Below are 13314 nucleotides of genomic sequence, written 5' to 3'. Positions count from 1 at the left end.
CGTGACTCCGTTGGGCGCGGTTGCTTCATCGCGACAGGATCGGTCGCCTCGTCCCTGCGCAAGTGCGTGGCACTCCTCCTCTGCGTTTCGGCCCCTCTGGGCTCCTGCGCTGCCGCTGCGTCGCTGCCGGGGTGCTGCAAGGCCTGGACGGCTTCCTTCACCGGTTCGCGAGCAATCCGCTCGAACCCAACGGAGAAAGACCATGGCCAAGAAGAATCAGCCCGCCAACGACCGCCTCGACGCCTTCCTGGTCGAGGAATACGAAGTCCAGGGCGACAAGCGCAGCAACTGGTCGAAGATCGGCGCGGCTTGGCCGCACCAGGACGGCAAGGGCTACCGCCTCGTCCTCAACGCGGTGCCGTTGAGCGGTGTGGTGGTCCTGCGCCTGCCCGAACCCAAGGAAGACTGACCGCCACGGGGCCCTTCGGGGCCCCTTTCTCTTCCTCAAGGAGAACACCTATGACGACCATCACCGCGACCTGGCGTGACGCCTTCAACGCCGCTCTTCAGTCGCACTTCGCCATCACCATCGAGGACGCTGGCCTGACCGACACCGAGCTGTCCCGCTACGCGGATCTGGAACCGAAAGAAGCCGCCCTGCAGTTCGGCGACGACTACGACCTGGACCGGGTCGACCGGGGGTGGGCTGAGCGCCGCCCGCCTTCGGGCCCCCTAAGCCGTGGGAGGTGACATCAATTTCACACTCGCGGCACTACAAAAGAGAATCGCAACCGCTGGAGCCTGCCATGGCCCGCCCGATCTGGACCGGATCGCTGTCGTTCGGTCTCCTTAACATTCCCGTGTCCCTCATGTCTGGAGAGCGCCGCACGGACTTGAGCTTTCGCATGCTCGACTCGCGTGACAAGAAGCCCATCCGGTTCGAGCGGGTGAACGCTGACACCGGCGAAGAGGTGCCCTGGAAGGACATCGTCAAGGCCTTCGAGTATGACAAGGGCAGCTACGTCGTCATCGAGAAAGAGGACATCGCCGCCGCGGCACCCGAGTCCCACGAGTCGGTGGACGTGGAAACGTTCGTGGATGCGTCCAGCATCAACCTCCGCTACTTCGAGAAGCCCTACGTGCTGGTCCCGGGCAAGAAAGCCGAGAAGGGCTACGTGCTCCTGCGCGAGACCCTGAAGAAGTCTGGGAAGGTCGGCATCGCACGGGTGGTCATCCGCACGCGGGAGTATATGTGCGCGGTCATGCCCGACGGTGACGCGTTGGTGCTGATCCTGCTGCGCTACCCGCAAGAGCTGGTCGATTTCGACGAATACAAGCTTCCCGAAGGCAAGCCGTCGGATTACCGCCTGGCGCCCAAGGAACTGGAAATGGCCGAACAGCTCATCGACTCCATGACCTCCGAGTGGAACCCGGCCGACTACCACGACGAGTTCCGCGCACGGCTGTCCGACATCATCAAGAAACGCATCAAGTCCGCCGGTGCCACCACCAAGTTCGAAGAGCCCGAGCCGCGCGAAGACGCCGCCACCAACGTGGTGGACTTCATGTCACTGCTCCAGCAAAGCCTGGACACGAAGAAGCGCACGCCGGCCAAGGGCGCAGCGAAGAAGGCACCTGCCAAGCCAGCAAAGTCACCCGCCAAAAAGGCCAGCAAGGCCACGAAGAAATCCACGGCCCGAAAGGCCTCTTGAGTCACCCCAGCACAAAGGAGCACTCCCATGTCCGACGACAAGAGCAAGACCGGTTCCCCCGACCGTGATCGCATCAGCCTCAACGAGGACTACGAGGTCCAATACTGGACCAAGGAACTGGGCGTGTCGGAGCAGGAGCTGCGCGACGCCGTGAAGGCCGTGGGCAACACGTCCAAAGCCGTGCGCGAGCGGTTGGGCAAGTAACGGCTTGCCATGAGCCTGACCGACTACCGCCGCAAGCGCAGCTTCGACAAGACGCGTGAACCGGAACCAGGCAAGGCGGTCCCGAAAGGGCAGCGGGCCATCTTCGTGGTTCAGCTCCACCACGCCAGCCGCCGGCACTACGACTTCCGGCTGCAGGTGGGCGACGCCCTCAAGAGCTGGGCGGTCCCCAAGGGCCCCAGCTACGACCCCAGCGTGAAGCGCATGGCGGTGGAGGTGGAAGACCACCCCGTGGACTACGCCACCTTCGAGGGCGAGATCCCGAAGGGCCAATACGGGGGAGGGCACGTGGCCCAGTTCGACCACGGCGTGTGGGCCACCGACGGCGATCCAGAGGAACAACTCGTCAAAGGCCACCTGCGCTTCGAGCTGTTCGGCACGAAGCTCAAGGGTGGGTGGCACCTGGTGCGCTCGGGCAAACCCGCCAAGCAGCCCCAGTGGCTGCTCTTCAAGGACAAGGATGATTACGCCGGCACCCTGGAGGCCGACGATCTGCTCGCAGATGTGGCAAAGGCCCCAGCCGAGGATCTCAAGCGCGCGGGCTCGGGCAAGTCGAACAAGAAGAAGCTCACCGCGGTCCCTACTAAGAAGGGACGCAAGAAGGATTGGGCGAAGAAGGCGGCGTCGTTGCCCAAGGCCAAGAAGCGTGCCGCCCCCAGCGGGCCTTTCGAGCCGCAATTGGCGAAGCTCGGCGACAGCCCTCCGCAGGGCGAGCAGTGGATCCACGAGCTGAAATGGGACGGCTACCGGATCCTGGCCACCATCGCGAAAGGCGAGGTCCGATTGTGGTCGCGAAACGCGTTGGAGTGGACGGCCAAGATTCCTGACGTTCGCGATGCGGTCGCAGCGCTGGGCTTGGAATCCGGTGCGTTGGACGGCGAACTCATCGCCGGCACCGGCACAAAACAGGACTTCAACCTTCTTCAGTCCACGCTCTCCGGTGAGCGCCTGGGCAAGCTGTCCTATGCGCTGTTCGACGTGCTCAACCTCAATGGGGTGGACGTGTCCGGCGCGCCGCTCATCGAGCGCAAGGCATTGCTCCAAGAGCTCTTGGAGGACGCCCCCGCCCATTTGGCCTTCAGCTCCCACATCGAGGGCGACGGGCAGGCGGCTTTTGAGCTCGCCGGCAAGCAGCACTTCGAGGGGATCATCTCCAAGCGCGGGGATCGGCCCTACCACGGTGGGCGCAGCGAGGACTGGCGCAAGACCAAGCAGCTGGCCTCCGACGAGTTCGCCGTTGTGGGTTACACCGCGCCCAAGGGCAGTCGAACGGGATTCGGATCACTGCTGTTGGCCAAGCCTGATGCTGAGCACGGCTGGCTTTATGTGGGCCGGGTGGGCACCGGCTTCAACGACGAGCTGATGCGCGAAATCACCAAGAAGCTGGCCAAGGGCGGGGGCAAGAAGCCCACGGCTCATGTGGGCACGACGGACACCGACCTTCGCACTGCCACCTGGTTCCCTCCGCGCTTCGTGGTGGAGGTCTTCTTCCGCGGCATTGGACGGCAAGACCTGCTTCGCCAGCCCTCGCTCAAGACCATCCGTGAGGACAAGGACGTGAAAGACCTGGCCGACAGCGACCGCGCTGAAAAACCGGCCAAGGCACCGAGCTTGGCTAAGGCGGTCACGGCCGGCACTACCAGCAGGAAGGTCACCAAGAGGGGCAAGAGGAGCGTGGCGACAACGGAGCTGCCCAAGCTCTCCAACCCCACGAAGATCCTGTTTCCTGACAGCCGCATCAGCAAGCAGGACGTGTGGGACTACTACATGGCGGTGGCCGATCACCTCTTGCCGGAAATCGCTGGGAGACCGCTATCCATCATCCGCTGCCCTGCAGGCATCGAGCGCCCCTGTTTCTTCCAGAAACACCTGACCGCGGGGCTCGAGCGGGTGGACACGGTCAAGCTCAAGGAGGAATCAGGCGCCAATGCCGACTACCTGGTAGTAGAAGACCTGCCGGGGTTGATGGAGCTGGTCCAGTTCAACGCGCTGGAATTCCACCCCTGGGGCTCGCACGCCAACGAACCCGATAGGGCCGACCGGGTCGTCTTCGACCTGGATCCGGGCGAGGGTGTGCCGTTCTCGGAGATCAAGAAGGCAGCCACGGACATCCGCAAGCTGCTGGAACAGCTGGAGCTGGAATCGTTCCTGCGCGTGTCGGGCGGTAAGGGCCTCCACGTGGTGGTGCCGTTGAACCCGGGCTGCGATTGGGACCTGACCAAGCGCTTCGCTCATGGATTCGCGGACGCGTTGGCCCGCTCAGAGCCGGACCGCTTCCTGTCCACGGCCACCAAGAGCAAACGCAACAAGCGGATCTTCGTGGACTACCTGCGCAATGGGCGCGGTGCCACCGCGGTGGCCTCCTATTCCATGCGGGGAAGAGCGGGGGCGCCCGTGGCGATGCCGCTGGCGTGGAGCGAACTGTCCAAGCTGACCAAGGCCAACGCCTTCACGATAAAGGACGTCCCAGCCAAGTTGAAGCGTCGCCGCAAGGATCCGTGGGACAGCATAGATGGGGTGAAACAGAACCTGGCGCGTTGGGCGCGGGAAGAGTAGGAGAGCCCCGTGGCGAAGACTTCACGTTGGACAGCTGCATGCCTGGTCGTCTGCCTGGTGGGGGGTTGTGGAGGTGGAAAGACGGATTCAGGCGTAGAGCCGCCCGGGGCAGCCGAGAGCGCTAAGACCCAGGTGCTCGACGCAGGCGCTGCCGTTCTTCAGGACAAGCAGCCGATCGACGCCCTGAACGCTTACCTGGACGGCTTCCACTTCTACAACGGGGATATGGCGGCGCAGATGGAGGCTCACCATTACTGCTCTGTCCTCAACGACGACGTCATCCAATGCGTGATCTTCGACGGCAGCGTGCGCGAAGCGAAAATCATGGGCGTGGAATACATTGTGAGTGCTGAGCTGTTTGCCGGGCTGCCCGATGACGAGAAGGCGCTCTGGCACAGCCATGTCCACGAGGTGAAGTCGGGCACACTGGTCGCCCCCGGTCTGCCCGAGGCGGCCGAGCACGCACTGATGGAAAATCTGGTGGGCACCTACGGCAAGACGTGGCACACCTGGCACACCGACCAGGATCTTGAGCTCCCCCTGGGGGTTCCTCAGCTGATGATGGGCTTCACGAAAGACGGTCAAGCGGACCCGGCCATGATCGCGCAGCGCGATGAGCGGCTGGGCATCGACAGCTCGGATAAGCGTGCCAAACGAGCAGACATTCCCGCACCTCCCATCGTTCCAGGGGCGGACTCATGGCAGCAAGGCAAGATCATCCAGATCGTGGATCCTACGGGGCAGGTCCACGACCATGCCCAACCCCAAGATCAGACTAAGGATGAGAACGCGACCTCGAAGTAGCGTCAGCGCTTGCTCGGCCTGGGAGGGCGAACCGACACGTGCGCGTGGTCAGGCACGTGCCAGCGCCAAGGGAAGTCCATCGCCTTTGAAATGCCAACGCGGGGTCCAATGATGGGATGGTCGGGTGGTGGGGTCCCATCGCTCACGATGAGCATGCCCCGATCGCCCGTCACGAGGTCGGATCCATCCAGCTCACGGGTGATCCCCATCGCTTGCGACAGCTTGCCGGGGCCACTGGCCACGTCCCGATCGCGCTTGGCCGCGGGCCTGGCTTGCAGCATGGACTGAAGGCCCTGGAGGGGCTCCCCGGCGCGCAGCAGCACGCCCATCCCGTTTCCACACACGGCGTTGCTGCCCCAATGCATCCCGTAGGTGAAGTAGACATACAGGTGACCGGGTGGCCCGAACATCGTGGCATTCCGCGCGGTCTGCCCACGGTAGGAATGGGCGGCGGGATCTTCGTGACCAGCATAGGCCTCCACCTCGACGATGCGCAGGGCACGGCCATCGTCCCGGACCAACACTTTGTTCAACAGCTCGGGCGCCACCAGGGTGGGGTGCCGATCGTAGAACGTCCTAGGGAGCGCGGCCCACTCGTTAAGCATTGATGCCGGCACGCTCGATCATCGCGTTGAGCTCGTCGAGCACGTAGTCCTGGCACGCAGGATCCACTTCGCAGCACAAACGATCTGCCCGGTCCTCGAAGGCGCGGTAGAACGTGTTCATGTTCTTTCGCAGGCGAGGGATCTCTGCCTCGATTGCCTTTAGGCGGGCGTCGATTTCTGACTTGTGCAGCATGGTCGAGACCTCCGGGGAGGAGGCCTATTGTGCGGGAGGACGTGTAGTCAAGCGATGAAAAATCCCGAGGGAAAACAGTGGAATCACGCCCTTACCTAACTAAGAACTTGGCGAGATTTCAAAGTAATGAATTTTAGTCTGCATCACCCCCTGGCGTCTTTGTCGTGCAGGTGTATCCCAAAGGTATGACGAACGGGATACGAGCGTCATACACCGGAAAACGACACGCTTGGGGAGGAAAAGACATGTTCATCAGTTTCAGAGTGACGCGCAAAGGGGTCGTCAACATCATCGTCGCAGCCATCTTGGCCCGGCTGTTGTTCATGGGAATGGATGGTTTCGATCGATTCTCCAGCGATTGGAATCGCGTGACCGGAGCCAGCATGCCCGGTTCAAGTGAGGTGCGCGATGTCGTCACTGACATGCGCTCCACCTTGCCCAGCGAGCTGGACGAGTTCGTGGCGCGTGCGGAGGCCGATGCCGATAACAGCCGGTCGCTGTTGGACGTGCTCATGAGCGTGGCCGGCATGGCTGACGCGTCCACCACCCCTGATCAACCCTTGCCTTACGGCGCCGCCCAACAGATCGAGAGCCCTTATGACCGTTATGCCGAATGAACTCAAGCCTTCAGCCAGGTCGTGGTGGTCCATTCCTTTGGAAGGCTGGGCACTGCTGACTTGGTGTGGGCACACCGTTGCCAACAAGCAGGCTCCAATTTCCCAGCGGCGTGACGCATCGCTGGGTCTGGTTGGTGCTTACGTGGTCATCGCCTCCTGGATTGTGTTCCCAACGATGATTCTGGCAGGTGCCGCATGATCACCTTCGGTGCCATCGTCACCACCGCCTGGGTGGTCCTGTTCCTCTTCATCGTCTTCTGCATCGCTGGCATCCATTGGAAGAGCGCGAAACGCCAGACGGGCGTAGCCCGCCGCCGTTCGCTCCTGAAAGCCGCGATCATTGCGGGCCTGGCCGTGGCGGTGGTGCTGTCCTTGGCGTTGCCATGACCCGGCCGGCCTACGTTCAAATGGCCGTGCGCGTGCCCAGGGAGCTGAAGGCGCAGATGGAACTGCTGGCGACCGAGCAGGGCAAGCACGTCAGCGAACTCGTCCGCGAGCTGCTGACGGAGGGCATGGAGGACAGGGGAGCCCCCATCAAGTCGCAGGTGACTTCACGATCCGGTGGTTGAGCAGGGGGCGAACGAAGTTCGCGGGACCCGACTTGTCCAACGGCTGCGCCCTGACCTGGTATTGCCCGGTCTCGCACAATCGCAGCAGTTCGGCTTCGTCGGTGACTTCCCGCTGGCCATCCTTGGTGTTGCCCATCTTCGCCAGGCGAAAGGCGACCAGGCCGGTGTCCTGATTCTTCATACGCACCGGCACAACCTTCCGGCCCTCGTTGCTGACCAGATGAAAGGTCTGGGCGAAGCGCGCATCCAGGCGGGTGGGAGCCGATGCCTGGGATACAGGCGAGGTGGGCTTAGGAGGCGTGCGGCTCACTGGTGGGGGAGTGCTGACAGGCCGAGTCTCTGTCGCTGAAACGCGCGCAGGAGCTGACGCACGGGTCGGGAGCGAGTTGGACAAGTTGCCGAGCGCGGCCAGCGCCAGCAATCGCTTGCGGCCCGACTCGGTCGACCCATCGCCGGCCACCCATTCCCCGAAGGTGCCGTTGGCTCCGCTGGGGTGGGACGCGAACACCCAGGTGCGGCCCTGCGCGCGAAAGGCCACGTCGTTGACGTCCTGGTAGTCAGAGAACTGCTCGCGCATCAGGCCCTTCACCCCCTTCAAGTAAGCGTCGGTGGTGCCCAGCATGACCACCGTCTCCACGCTCTCCGGAAGAGGGTCCAGGTGGCGGCCGATGCACGTCTTCATGGCCTGGAGCGGAAAGCTGGCCTTCGTCGCCTTGGGCATGATCGTGCCACTGCTCTTGAGCTGCCCGTTCTCCATCACCGACAGCCCGCAACGGATCAGCGATGCGGCGCCCAAGGCGCGCCCGCTGGCGCTTAGGGCTTCGTCGATGCTCTGCCCATCGAGATCCAGGCCAAGCCCGTCCAGCACCGCCTTCAAGCGGGGGCGCATGCCCGCGAAAGCGACCGCATCGAATTGCCCTCCCGCGGCGGCAGCGATCTGCGTGGCGCCCTTGGAGAAACCCAGCACGAGAACCCGGGGGGCTTGAGCGCCCCAATACCCAGGGTTGGCGCGCAGGTGCCAATCCCCTTCAATACGAACGTCTTGCCCTGGGTGGTGGCATGCGCGGCATGGCTGCCAGCCGTGTTGTGTCGTCATCATCGCCCCCGTGTGATGTTTCGAAGGGCCCTATAGTTAAGCCACGAATCGAGTGCCGGCAACCACTTTTTGTAGGCGGTTTTTAGGCGATGAGAACGGATCTCGACAAGCTGGCGAAGTGGACGCGAGCATGTCTCATCTTTTGCGACGGATGCACGGTAGCGTTGTGGAATGGAAAGCCCTGTCCGATACGTGCCAGCCTCGAAGCGTTCCCATGACCTTGTCTGGGACAGGGTGAGCGCTGACACCCTCACCCTCGACGACTTCATGGAAGGCCGGGACTACGGGGAGGTGGTCCGGGATGGCCGTCTGGCTGCGGAGCTTGAGCTGCTCGACGGAACGCCGCGCTACGTCTGCCCTCACTGCAAGGATGCGATGGGGGTCAGGTCCAAGGCCATTCGGGCGCGCACCGAGATCCGCTTCTACTTCGACCACCTCACGGCGCGCTTCCGAGAAACCTGCACCGGGCGCAAGGGCCACTCTCCCAAGGCCATCCTGGCCCGCAAGTTCGGGCTGCACAAAGAGGGCTCGCTCCACAAAGCCTTCAAGCAGTGGGTGAGGGACAGCCTGGATGCCGACCCGTCGTTCTTCAACACCGAAGTGGAGCGGCGGTGGTGGGACGTGGACGGCGCGAAGTGGCGCCAGCCCGACATCCAGGCCCAACGGAACGGTCAGCGGTGGGCCATCGAGATCCAGCTCTCCACCACCTTTGTGCATGTCATCGCCGAACGCATGAAGTTCTACCGCGAGAACACCGGGCACATGCTCTGGCTGTTCAAGGATCTGGACCTGTCGAAGTTCCGGCTAGCGGAAGACGATCTGTTCTTCTCCAACAACCGCAATGCTTTTCGCGTCACCCCGCAAACGGTAGCACGGTCCCAGCGGGAGGGGCGCTTCTACCTGGAGGGTGCCTGGCTGGAGCCCCGCCTTACAAACGGGGTGGTGGAGGATGTGGAGGTGCGCCGAGAGGTGGCCTTCGACGAGCTGACATTCGACACCTGCAGTCGCGGCGTTCCCAGGGCCTACGCCTTCGACTACGAAACGCAGAAGGCACTTGCCGAGCAAGCCCGTGAGGCTTGGCGGGAGGAGCAGGTGTGGGCCAAGCGACGGGAGGCCTTCGAGACGTTCTATGTGGCACTGCTGCGCGGGGAGATCGAGGACTACAAGGTGCGTGACCGGCGGTGGGAAGAACTGCGCCGCTCGTTCGCGCAGGTGGGTATCACCCTGCCTCACTACGCCAAAGGCCAAGGCGAACTGGACCGCCTGCTGGTGGCCGGCTACTCGGCCAAGCATGGCCAGGGCAAACCCATCGGCATCGGGTTCGAGACCTTGGCCGAACTCGGTCATCACATCCACAAGGTGTGGCCGAAAACCTTGTGGTTCTACCGCTGCATGCTCCGCGCGCACGGCCAGTTGAAGACCGTGTTGGAGCAGGACCGAACCAGAAAACTCCAGGGCAAGATGAAGGACGTGTTGTCCAGCCTGGCCAAGGGCGAGAGCAGCTTTCAGCCCGACCGGACGTGGGACGGGTTGCTGCTGCGTCTGTTCCCCGAAGTGGCGGACGTATGGCAGGCCGATCCTTCGCACGTCGCCAAAGCGGTGTTGCGCCTACCGCCCTCGCAGGGCGCTAGAAAGCGAGTTGTCGAAGAGAGCGGTGAATATCGCTTCGCAGAAGCTCAAACTCGCCGTTGAGTAAGCGGGCTGTTCGCCGAATGGTCTCCCAGTCGGGGGCCTGCGGAGGGATCGTCTGTGCTTGATCCAGGAGCGCGTCAGCGGTGCTTGAAAACACAACGAGGCGCTGACGGAGCCGGTCCGGCAACGCGAGGTCCTGGGCGAGCAATGCCCGGGCTTCGGCCGCATTGAGCTCGACCATGTTCAGATCAACGAGTGCGGCGAGTTCGACCCTGGGGGAGGGTTGCGCCTGATCGGTGGGGGTGGTGCTCAGCAGACGGGAAATCCATTTCCACATCGGGATCATTCCTTGTTGTGACTGCTATTCCTTGGTGAGATGTGACAACTGCTCAATGAGCACGTTGCGCTTTTTCGGTGGCAACTCTGAAAGCTTCTCCAAAACCTCCGCCAACCGGACTTGCTGGGCCTCGTTGTGTTCGCCCAGGGCCAATATGGCGTTGGCCATGGCCGGGGTGGTGGCCAGCAGGTAAGCGGGTGGGACGTCCAAGGCCAAGGCCAGCTCGAACAGCGATTCCAGGCTGATGGCCATGCTCTCGCTTTCGTAACGGCTGATCCGCGCGGACGCGGTGTCCTTGTCCAACCCCATGCGCACCCCGACCTCGCGTTGGCTCAGGCCTCGCAGCTGGCGGGCCTGGCGCAGGCGCGCCGCCACAACAGCCCGAGGGACCGGCGGGGGAGTGCTCACGGGCTGAACGGATGCAATGCAGGCATGCCGACAGGATGACCCAGGCCCTACGCCCCGGGTAGACTCTACGCACCACGTAAGTCCGTGGCAAGGAGCCAACAGGGGGTTCTATGGCAAGCAAAGGGTGGGCTAGCGCGCTGATGCTGGCCTTGGCGTTCCAGGCCCAGGCCGGGGACGGGAAGGGGTTGCTGGAGACCATCGGGCGGGCGCTGGGCAATACGCCCCGGGTGGCCACTGAGACTGCGCGCAGTCCTTACCAGGAACCCGCCGGAACCTACTGGGATCTGGACCGGGAGACGCTGGAGGGGGCGCAGCACCTGCGGGTGGGCCCGACAGCGACCGGTGGGGCCGGCACGGACATGTGCGACATGGACCTGCTCGCGATGGCGCACTCGGACTACCGCCAGGACGCCAAGCGGCGTCAGTGGTGCCTCTACCAGTGGTGGGTGGCCGACATGAAGATCAACGGCCCCAATGGGATAGAGAAGACCCAGACAGACGCCATCGAACGTCAGTATGGGCCAGCGTTCGACGCGCGACTGGAAAAGTTCAAGGCCACGCGCCGGTTCGCCGTGCGCCCGCCGTTCGTGTCGCTGGGAGGCATCGAATACAACGCTGGCCGAGGTGTCATGGAGGTCTACGTCCCCATGCCGCAGATCTCCGCCTCCGGGTTGTCGGTGACGGGCAAAGGTTTCGTTCCCTGGCATCGGGTCACCCACACGGGTGTCTCCAGTCCACGCCACGCCGGGCGTTACGAGCTACTGATCCGCATGGACGCAGCCGAGGCGGCCAACCTCGCTCGGCAAGGCCGCGACGCCCGCGATGACCTGGTGGTGTTCACCGTCAACCGGGTGTGGGTCGAGAACACGGTTCCGAAGATGGACGTGACCGTCGAGCGGGTGCGCGTCGGCTACCGCAACGAGACGATCGAAGTGGACCTCACCAACAAGCAGGGAGAAGGCGCATGAAGAACGCAGCAATCGCACTGGCACTACTGACCCTGTCGCTGGCAGCGTGCGGGAGCAAGTCGGACGTGCCCACAGCAGAGCAGGTAGCCAAGGCCTACGAAACGCACCTGAATGCCAATCTGGTTGCCCAGCTGGGGCAGAGGATGGAGGTCCGAGGCTGGGACGACCTGGAGGTGGATTGCACGTCCAGTGGCCCCGAACGGGTCACCTGCGTGACTGGTGGCACGCTGGACCTGGTCGGGTTCCACGGTGGCGTGCAGATGAGGCCCGAGCCGGTTCCGGTGCCGGCGGAGTTCGACATCACCTTCGCGAAGCAGAACAGCACGTGGGTGCCGATCAGCGCGCAGAAGAAGGGCTGACCCTTGCCAGTTCGCCAGGACGCGCTATGAGTAGGGGAAGCAACCCATCACGGAGGTCCACATGAACATGAAATCGACGTCGCAGCACATGAACTGGGGCGCCTTGCTGCCCGCCTACGTCATCCTGGGCGGTGCCGCCCTGCTGGCCTTGGGTGGGGCGCAGGAGATCGGCCAGAACAATGGGCACCCCTTTGGCGTGGCCCTTGCACTGCTCGCGAGCGCTGCCCTTTTCGGTGTGCTGGCAGTTCTGACTTGGATGAACTGGCGGGCGGCGCGCTTCCGCGCCTCGCGCTGGGGTCTGTATGACCAGACCGGGCAGAAGGGCGGTTTCTTCAAAGGCTTCCTGTTGGGACTGCTGGGTGTCTTCGTGGTCCACGTGGTGTTGTTCTTCGCGGCGTTCACGCCAGCGGCACCGGACGCGGTGCAGGCCATCGCCTCCATCGCGCTGCTCCCGTTTGCCGTCCTTTACACTGTCGTGCCCTTGGCGACCGGCTACCTGACGCGCTTCGTGCGGGCCACGCGCATCTGAGTGCACAAGAGCAAGTGAGCTACTTCAAGCCCCCGAAAGGGGGCTTTTTCGTGCCGCATCTGAAAAGCACCACCTGGCGGTGGAAGGCTCAACGCCTTCGGCGCGGGTTCGATGTTAGGAATAATTGCTTCCTAAGGCCGCAGATTTGCACTTTAGTCGAAAAAAGATCCATGGATCGCATGGACAAAATCGCGTGGCGATCTACCTTGAAATGGTAGGAGGCAATCACGCCTTTCGAAACCATCAAGGAAATCGACATGAAAATTCATCACCTCGTTAGCGACGGAACCCAAGCGGTCGCCATCACGCAATCTGCATCGAGTGGCGGTGGTTACGCTCACCCGGTGAAGCTCTCCACCATTCGCTTCAATGTGAAAGACGCTGAAGCGGTGCACGATGAACTCAACAAGTCTGGCCATCGCCACGAAAAGTCATTTGAAGTGATCGAGCGCTGGGATGCTGATGCTCGCAACCAGGGTCCGAATTCGAAGTTCGGTCGAACCCTCGCCGCGCTGGTGGACGAGGCGCCGGACCACCTGAAGGGGGCGGTGACCTACGAAGCCAAAGACATGGGGGAGGGCACCCTGGGTGCGCTCAAGGCAATGACGAAGCAGGCCAAGCTTTCGCAGGCGCTTCCTGCCGCCAGCGGTCCGAGCATGGTCATCGGTGGCCAGGTGTGGAGCCCACGCGAAGAAGCGCAGAAGGAAACGCCAGTGGCCAGTCAGGAAATCCCCCAGCACCGCATGCGCTTCTAACCGCATCCACCA

General features: G+C 63.1%; 18 protein-coding genes and 2 pseudogenes. 15 read left to right on the top strand and 5 right to left on the bottom strand.

All coding sequences use genetic code 11. The features are described from left to right. Positions 1 to 202: 202 nt before the first annotated feature. The 7 genes and pseudogenes from ACSQ19_RS01500 to ACSQ19_RS01470 all read left to right on the top strand — a co-directional run bounded on the left by ACSQ19_RS01500 (position 203) and on the right by ACSQ19_RS01470 (position 5234). A complete protein-coding gene (locus tag ACSQ19_RS01500; protein WP_435999502.1) occupies positions 203 to 409 on the top strand; it encodes a hypothetical protein in 207 nt (68 codons plus the stop codon). Between the two features lie 50 nt (positions 410 to 459). Then, positions 460 to 690, top strand: coding sequence for a hypothetical protein (locus ACSQ19_RS01495; protein WP_435999500.1), 231 nt, complete (start codon positions 460 to 462; stop codon positions 688 to 690). A gap of 56 nt (positions 691 to 746) precedes the next feature. Next, the gene (locus ACSQ19_RS01490) at positions 747 to 1652 is read left to right on the top strand and encodes a Ku protein (RefSeq protein WP_435999498.1); all 906 of its coding nucleotides are present in this window, start codon (positions 747 to 749) and stop codon (positions 1650 to 1652) included. 27 nt (positions 1653 to 1679) lie between these two features. Continuing rightward, positions 1680 to 1856, top strand: coding sequence for a DUF3606 domain-containing protein (locus ACSQ19_RS01485; RefSeq protein ID WP_435999496.1), 177 nt, complete (start codon positions 1680 to 1682; stop codon positions 1854 to 1856). Positions 1857 to 1865: 9 nt separating this feature from the next. Beyond that, positions 1866 to 2276 (top strand): annotated as a pseudogene (locus ACSQ19_RS01480) (DNA polymerase ligase N-terminal domain-containing protein); the annotation flags it as partial. Between the two features lie 264 nt (positions 2277 to 2540). Next, positions 2541 to 4430 (top strand): annotated as a pseudogene (gene ligD, locus ACSQ19_RS01475) (DNA ligase D); the annotation flags it as partial. Positions 4431 to 4439: 9 nt separating this feature from the next. After that, the gene (locus ACSQ19_RS01470) at positions 4440 to 5234 is read left to right on the top strand and encodes an OBAP family protein (protein WP_435999494.1); all 795 of its coding nucleotides are present in this window, start codon (positions 4440 to 4442) and stop codon (positions 5232 to 5234) included. Positions 5235 to 5236: 2 nt separating this feature from the next. Here the strand turns inward: ACSQ19_RS01470 and ACSQ19_RS01465 are convergent, their stop codons facing one another. After that, positions 5237 to 5839 (bottom strand): DNA-3-methyladenine glycosylase, encoded by a 603-nt coding sequence (locus tag ACSQ19_RS01465; protein WP_313222560.1) that lies wholly within the window; start codon positions 5837 to 5839, stop codon positions 5237 to 5239. Further along, positions 5832 to 5960: a hypothetical protein gene (locus tag ACSQ19_RS01460; protein ID WP_435999492.1), complete on the bottom strand. Its 129-nt coding sequence runs from the start codon at positions 5958 to 5960 to the stop codon at positions 5832 to 5834. The genes ACSQ19_RS01465 and ACSQ19_RS01460 overlap by 8 nt, the downstream gene beginning before the upstream one ends. 317 nt (positions 5961 to 6277) lie before the next feature. On the opposite strand from ACSQ19_RS01460, the gene ACSQ19_RS01455 reads away from it, so the two are divergent. The 3 genes from ACSQ19_RS01455 (at position 6278) to ACSQ19_RS01445 (ending at position 7218) form a co-directional block, all read left to right on the top strand. Continuing rightward, positions 6278 to 6649, top strand: a complete 372-nt coding sequence (locus ACSQ19_RS01455) for a hypothetical protein (RefSeq protein ID WP_435999490.1) — start codon at positions 6278 to 6280, stop codon at positions 6647 to 6649. Between the two features lie 195 nt (positions 6650 to 6844). Then, the gene (locus tag ACSQ19_RS01450) at positions 6845 to 7036 is read left to right on the top strand and encodes a hypothetical protein (RefSeq protein ID WP_133320383.1); all 192 of its coding nucleotides are present in this window, start codon (positions 6845 to 6847) and stop codon (positions 7034 to 7036) included. Further along, on the top strand, positions 7033 to 7218 hold the full coding sequence (locus ACSQ19_RS01445; protein WP_435999488.1) for a hypothetical protein: 186 nt from the start codon (positions 7033 to 7035) through the stop codon (positions 7216 to 7218). Before ACSQ19_RS01450 ends, ACSQ19_RS01445 begins: the two co-directional genes overlap by 4 nt. Here ACSQ19_RS01445 and ACSQ19_RS01440 read toward each other — a convergent pair. After that, positions 7184 to 8314, bottom strand: coding sequence for a hypothetical protein (locus tag ACSQ19_RS01440; RefSeq protein ID WP_435999486.1), 1131 nt, complete (start codon positions 8312 to 8314; stop codon positions 7184 to 7186). The genes ACSQ19_RS01445 and ACSQ19_RS01440 overlap by 35 nt on opposite strands. Before the next feature lie 234 nt (positions 8315 to 8548). Here ACSQ19_RS01440 and ACSQ19_RS01435 point away from each other — a divergent pair, with 234 nt between their 5' ends. Continuing rightward, positions 8549 to 10006 carry a DUF6035 family protein gene (locus ACSQ19_RS01435; RefSeq protein ID WP_435999484.1) on the top strand — a complete coding sequence of 486 codons (1458 nt, stop codon included), beginning with the start codon at positions 8549 to 8551 and terminating at the stop codon, positions 10004 to 10006. Here ACSQ19_RS01435 and ACSQ19_RS01430 read toward each other — a convergent pair. Together ACSQ19_RS01430 and ACSQ19_RS01425 are read right to left on the bottom strand one after the other, a co-directional pair. Beyond that, positions 9942 to 10283: a hypothetical protein gene (locus ACSQ19_RS01430; RefSeq protein ID WP_435999482.1), complete on the bottom strand. Its 342-nt coding sequence runs from the start codon at positions 10281 to 10283 to the stop codon at positions 9942 to 9944. The genes ACSQ19_RS01435 and ACSQ19_RS01430 overlap by 65 nt on opposite strands. 24 nt (positions 10284 to 10307) lie before the next feature. Then, entirely contained in the window at positions 10308 to 10658 is a 351-nt protein-coding gene (locus ACSQ19_RS01425; RefSeq protein ID WP_436040755.1) for a helix-turn-helix domain-containing protein, read from the bottom strand. A gap of 143 nt (positions 10659 to 10801) precedes the next feature. On the opposite strand from ACSQ19_RS01425, the gene ACSQ19_RS01420 reads away from it, so the two are divergent. The 4 genes from ACSQ19_RS01420 (at position 10802) to ACSQ19_RS01405 (ending at position 13302) form a co-directional block, all read left to right on the top strand. After that, complete coding sequence (locus tag ACSQ19_RS01420) at positions 10802 to 11659, top strand: hypothetical protein (RefSeq protein ID WP_435999478.1); 858 nt, start codon at positions 10802 to 10804, stop codon at positions 11657 to 11659. Further along, a complete protein-coding gene (locus ACSQ19_RS01415; protein ID WP_435999476.1) occupies positions 11656 to 12018 on the top strand; it encodes a hypothetical protein in 363 nt (120 codons plus the stop codon). Before ACSQ19_RS01420 ends, ACSQ19_RS01415 begins: the two co-directional genes overlap by 4 nt. A 61-nt stretch (positions 12019 to 12079) precedes the next feature. Further along, complete coding sequence (locus ACSQ19_RS01410; protein WP_435999475.1) at positions 12080 to 12547, top strand: ABC transporter permease; 468 nt, start codon at positions 12080 to 12082, stop codon at positions 12545 to 12547. 257 nt (positions 12548 to 12804) lie between these two features. Then, positions 12805 to 13302, top strand: a complete 498-nt coding sequence (locus tag ACSQ19_RS01405; protein ID WP_435999473.1) for a hypothetical protein — start codon at positions 12805 to 12807, stop codon at positions 13300 to 13302. Positions 13303 to 13314 lie beyond the last annotated feature (12 nt).

Origin of the sequence: Pseudoxanthomonas sp. LjRoot127 (assembly GCF_964253495.1) — a bacterium.
Lineage (GTDB): Bacteria > Pseudomonadota > Gammaproteobacteria > Xanthomonadales > Xanthomonadaceae > Pseudoxanthomonas_A.
The sequence above is the reverse complement of the archived record's forward strand: the minus strand, read 5'-3'. Positions and strand labels throughout refer to the sequence as shown.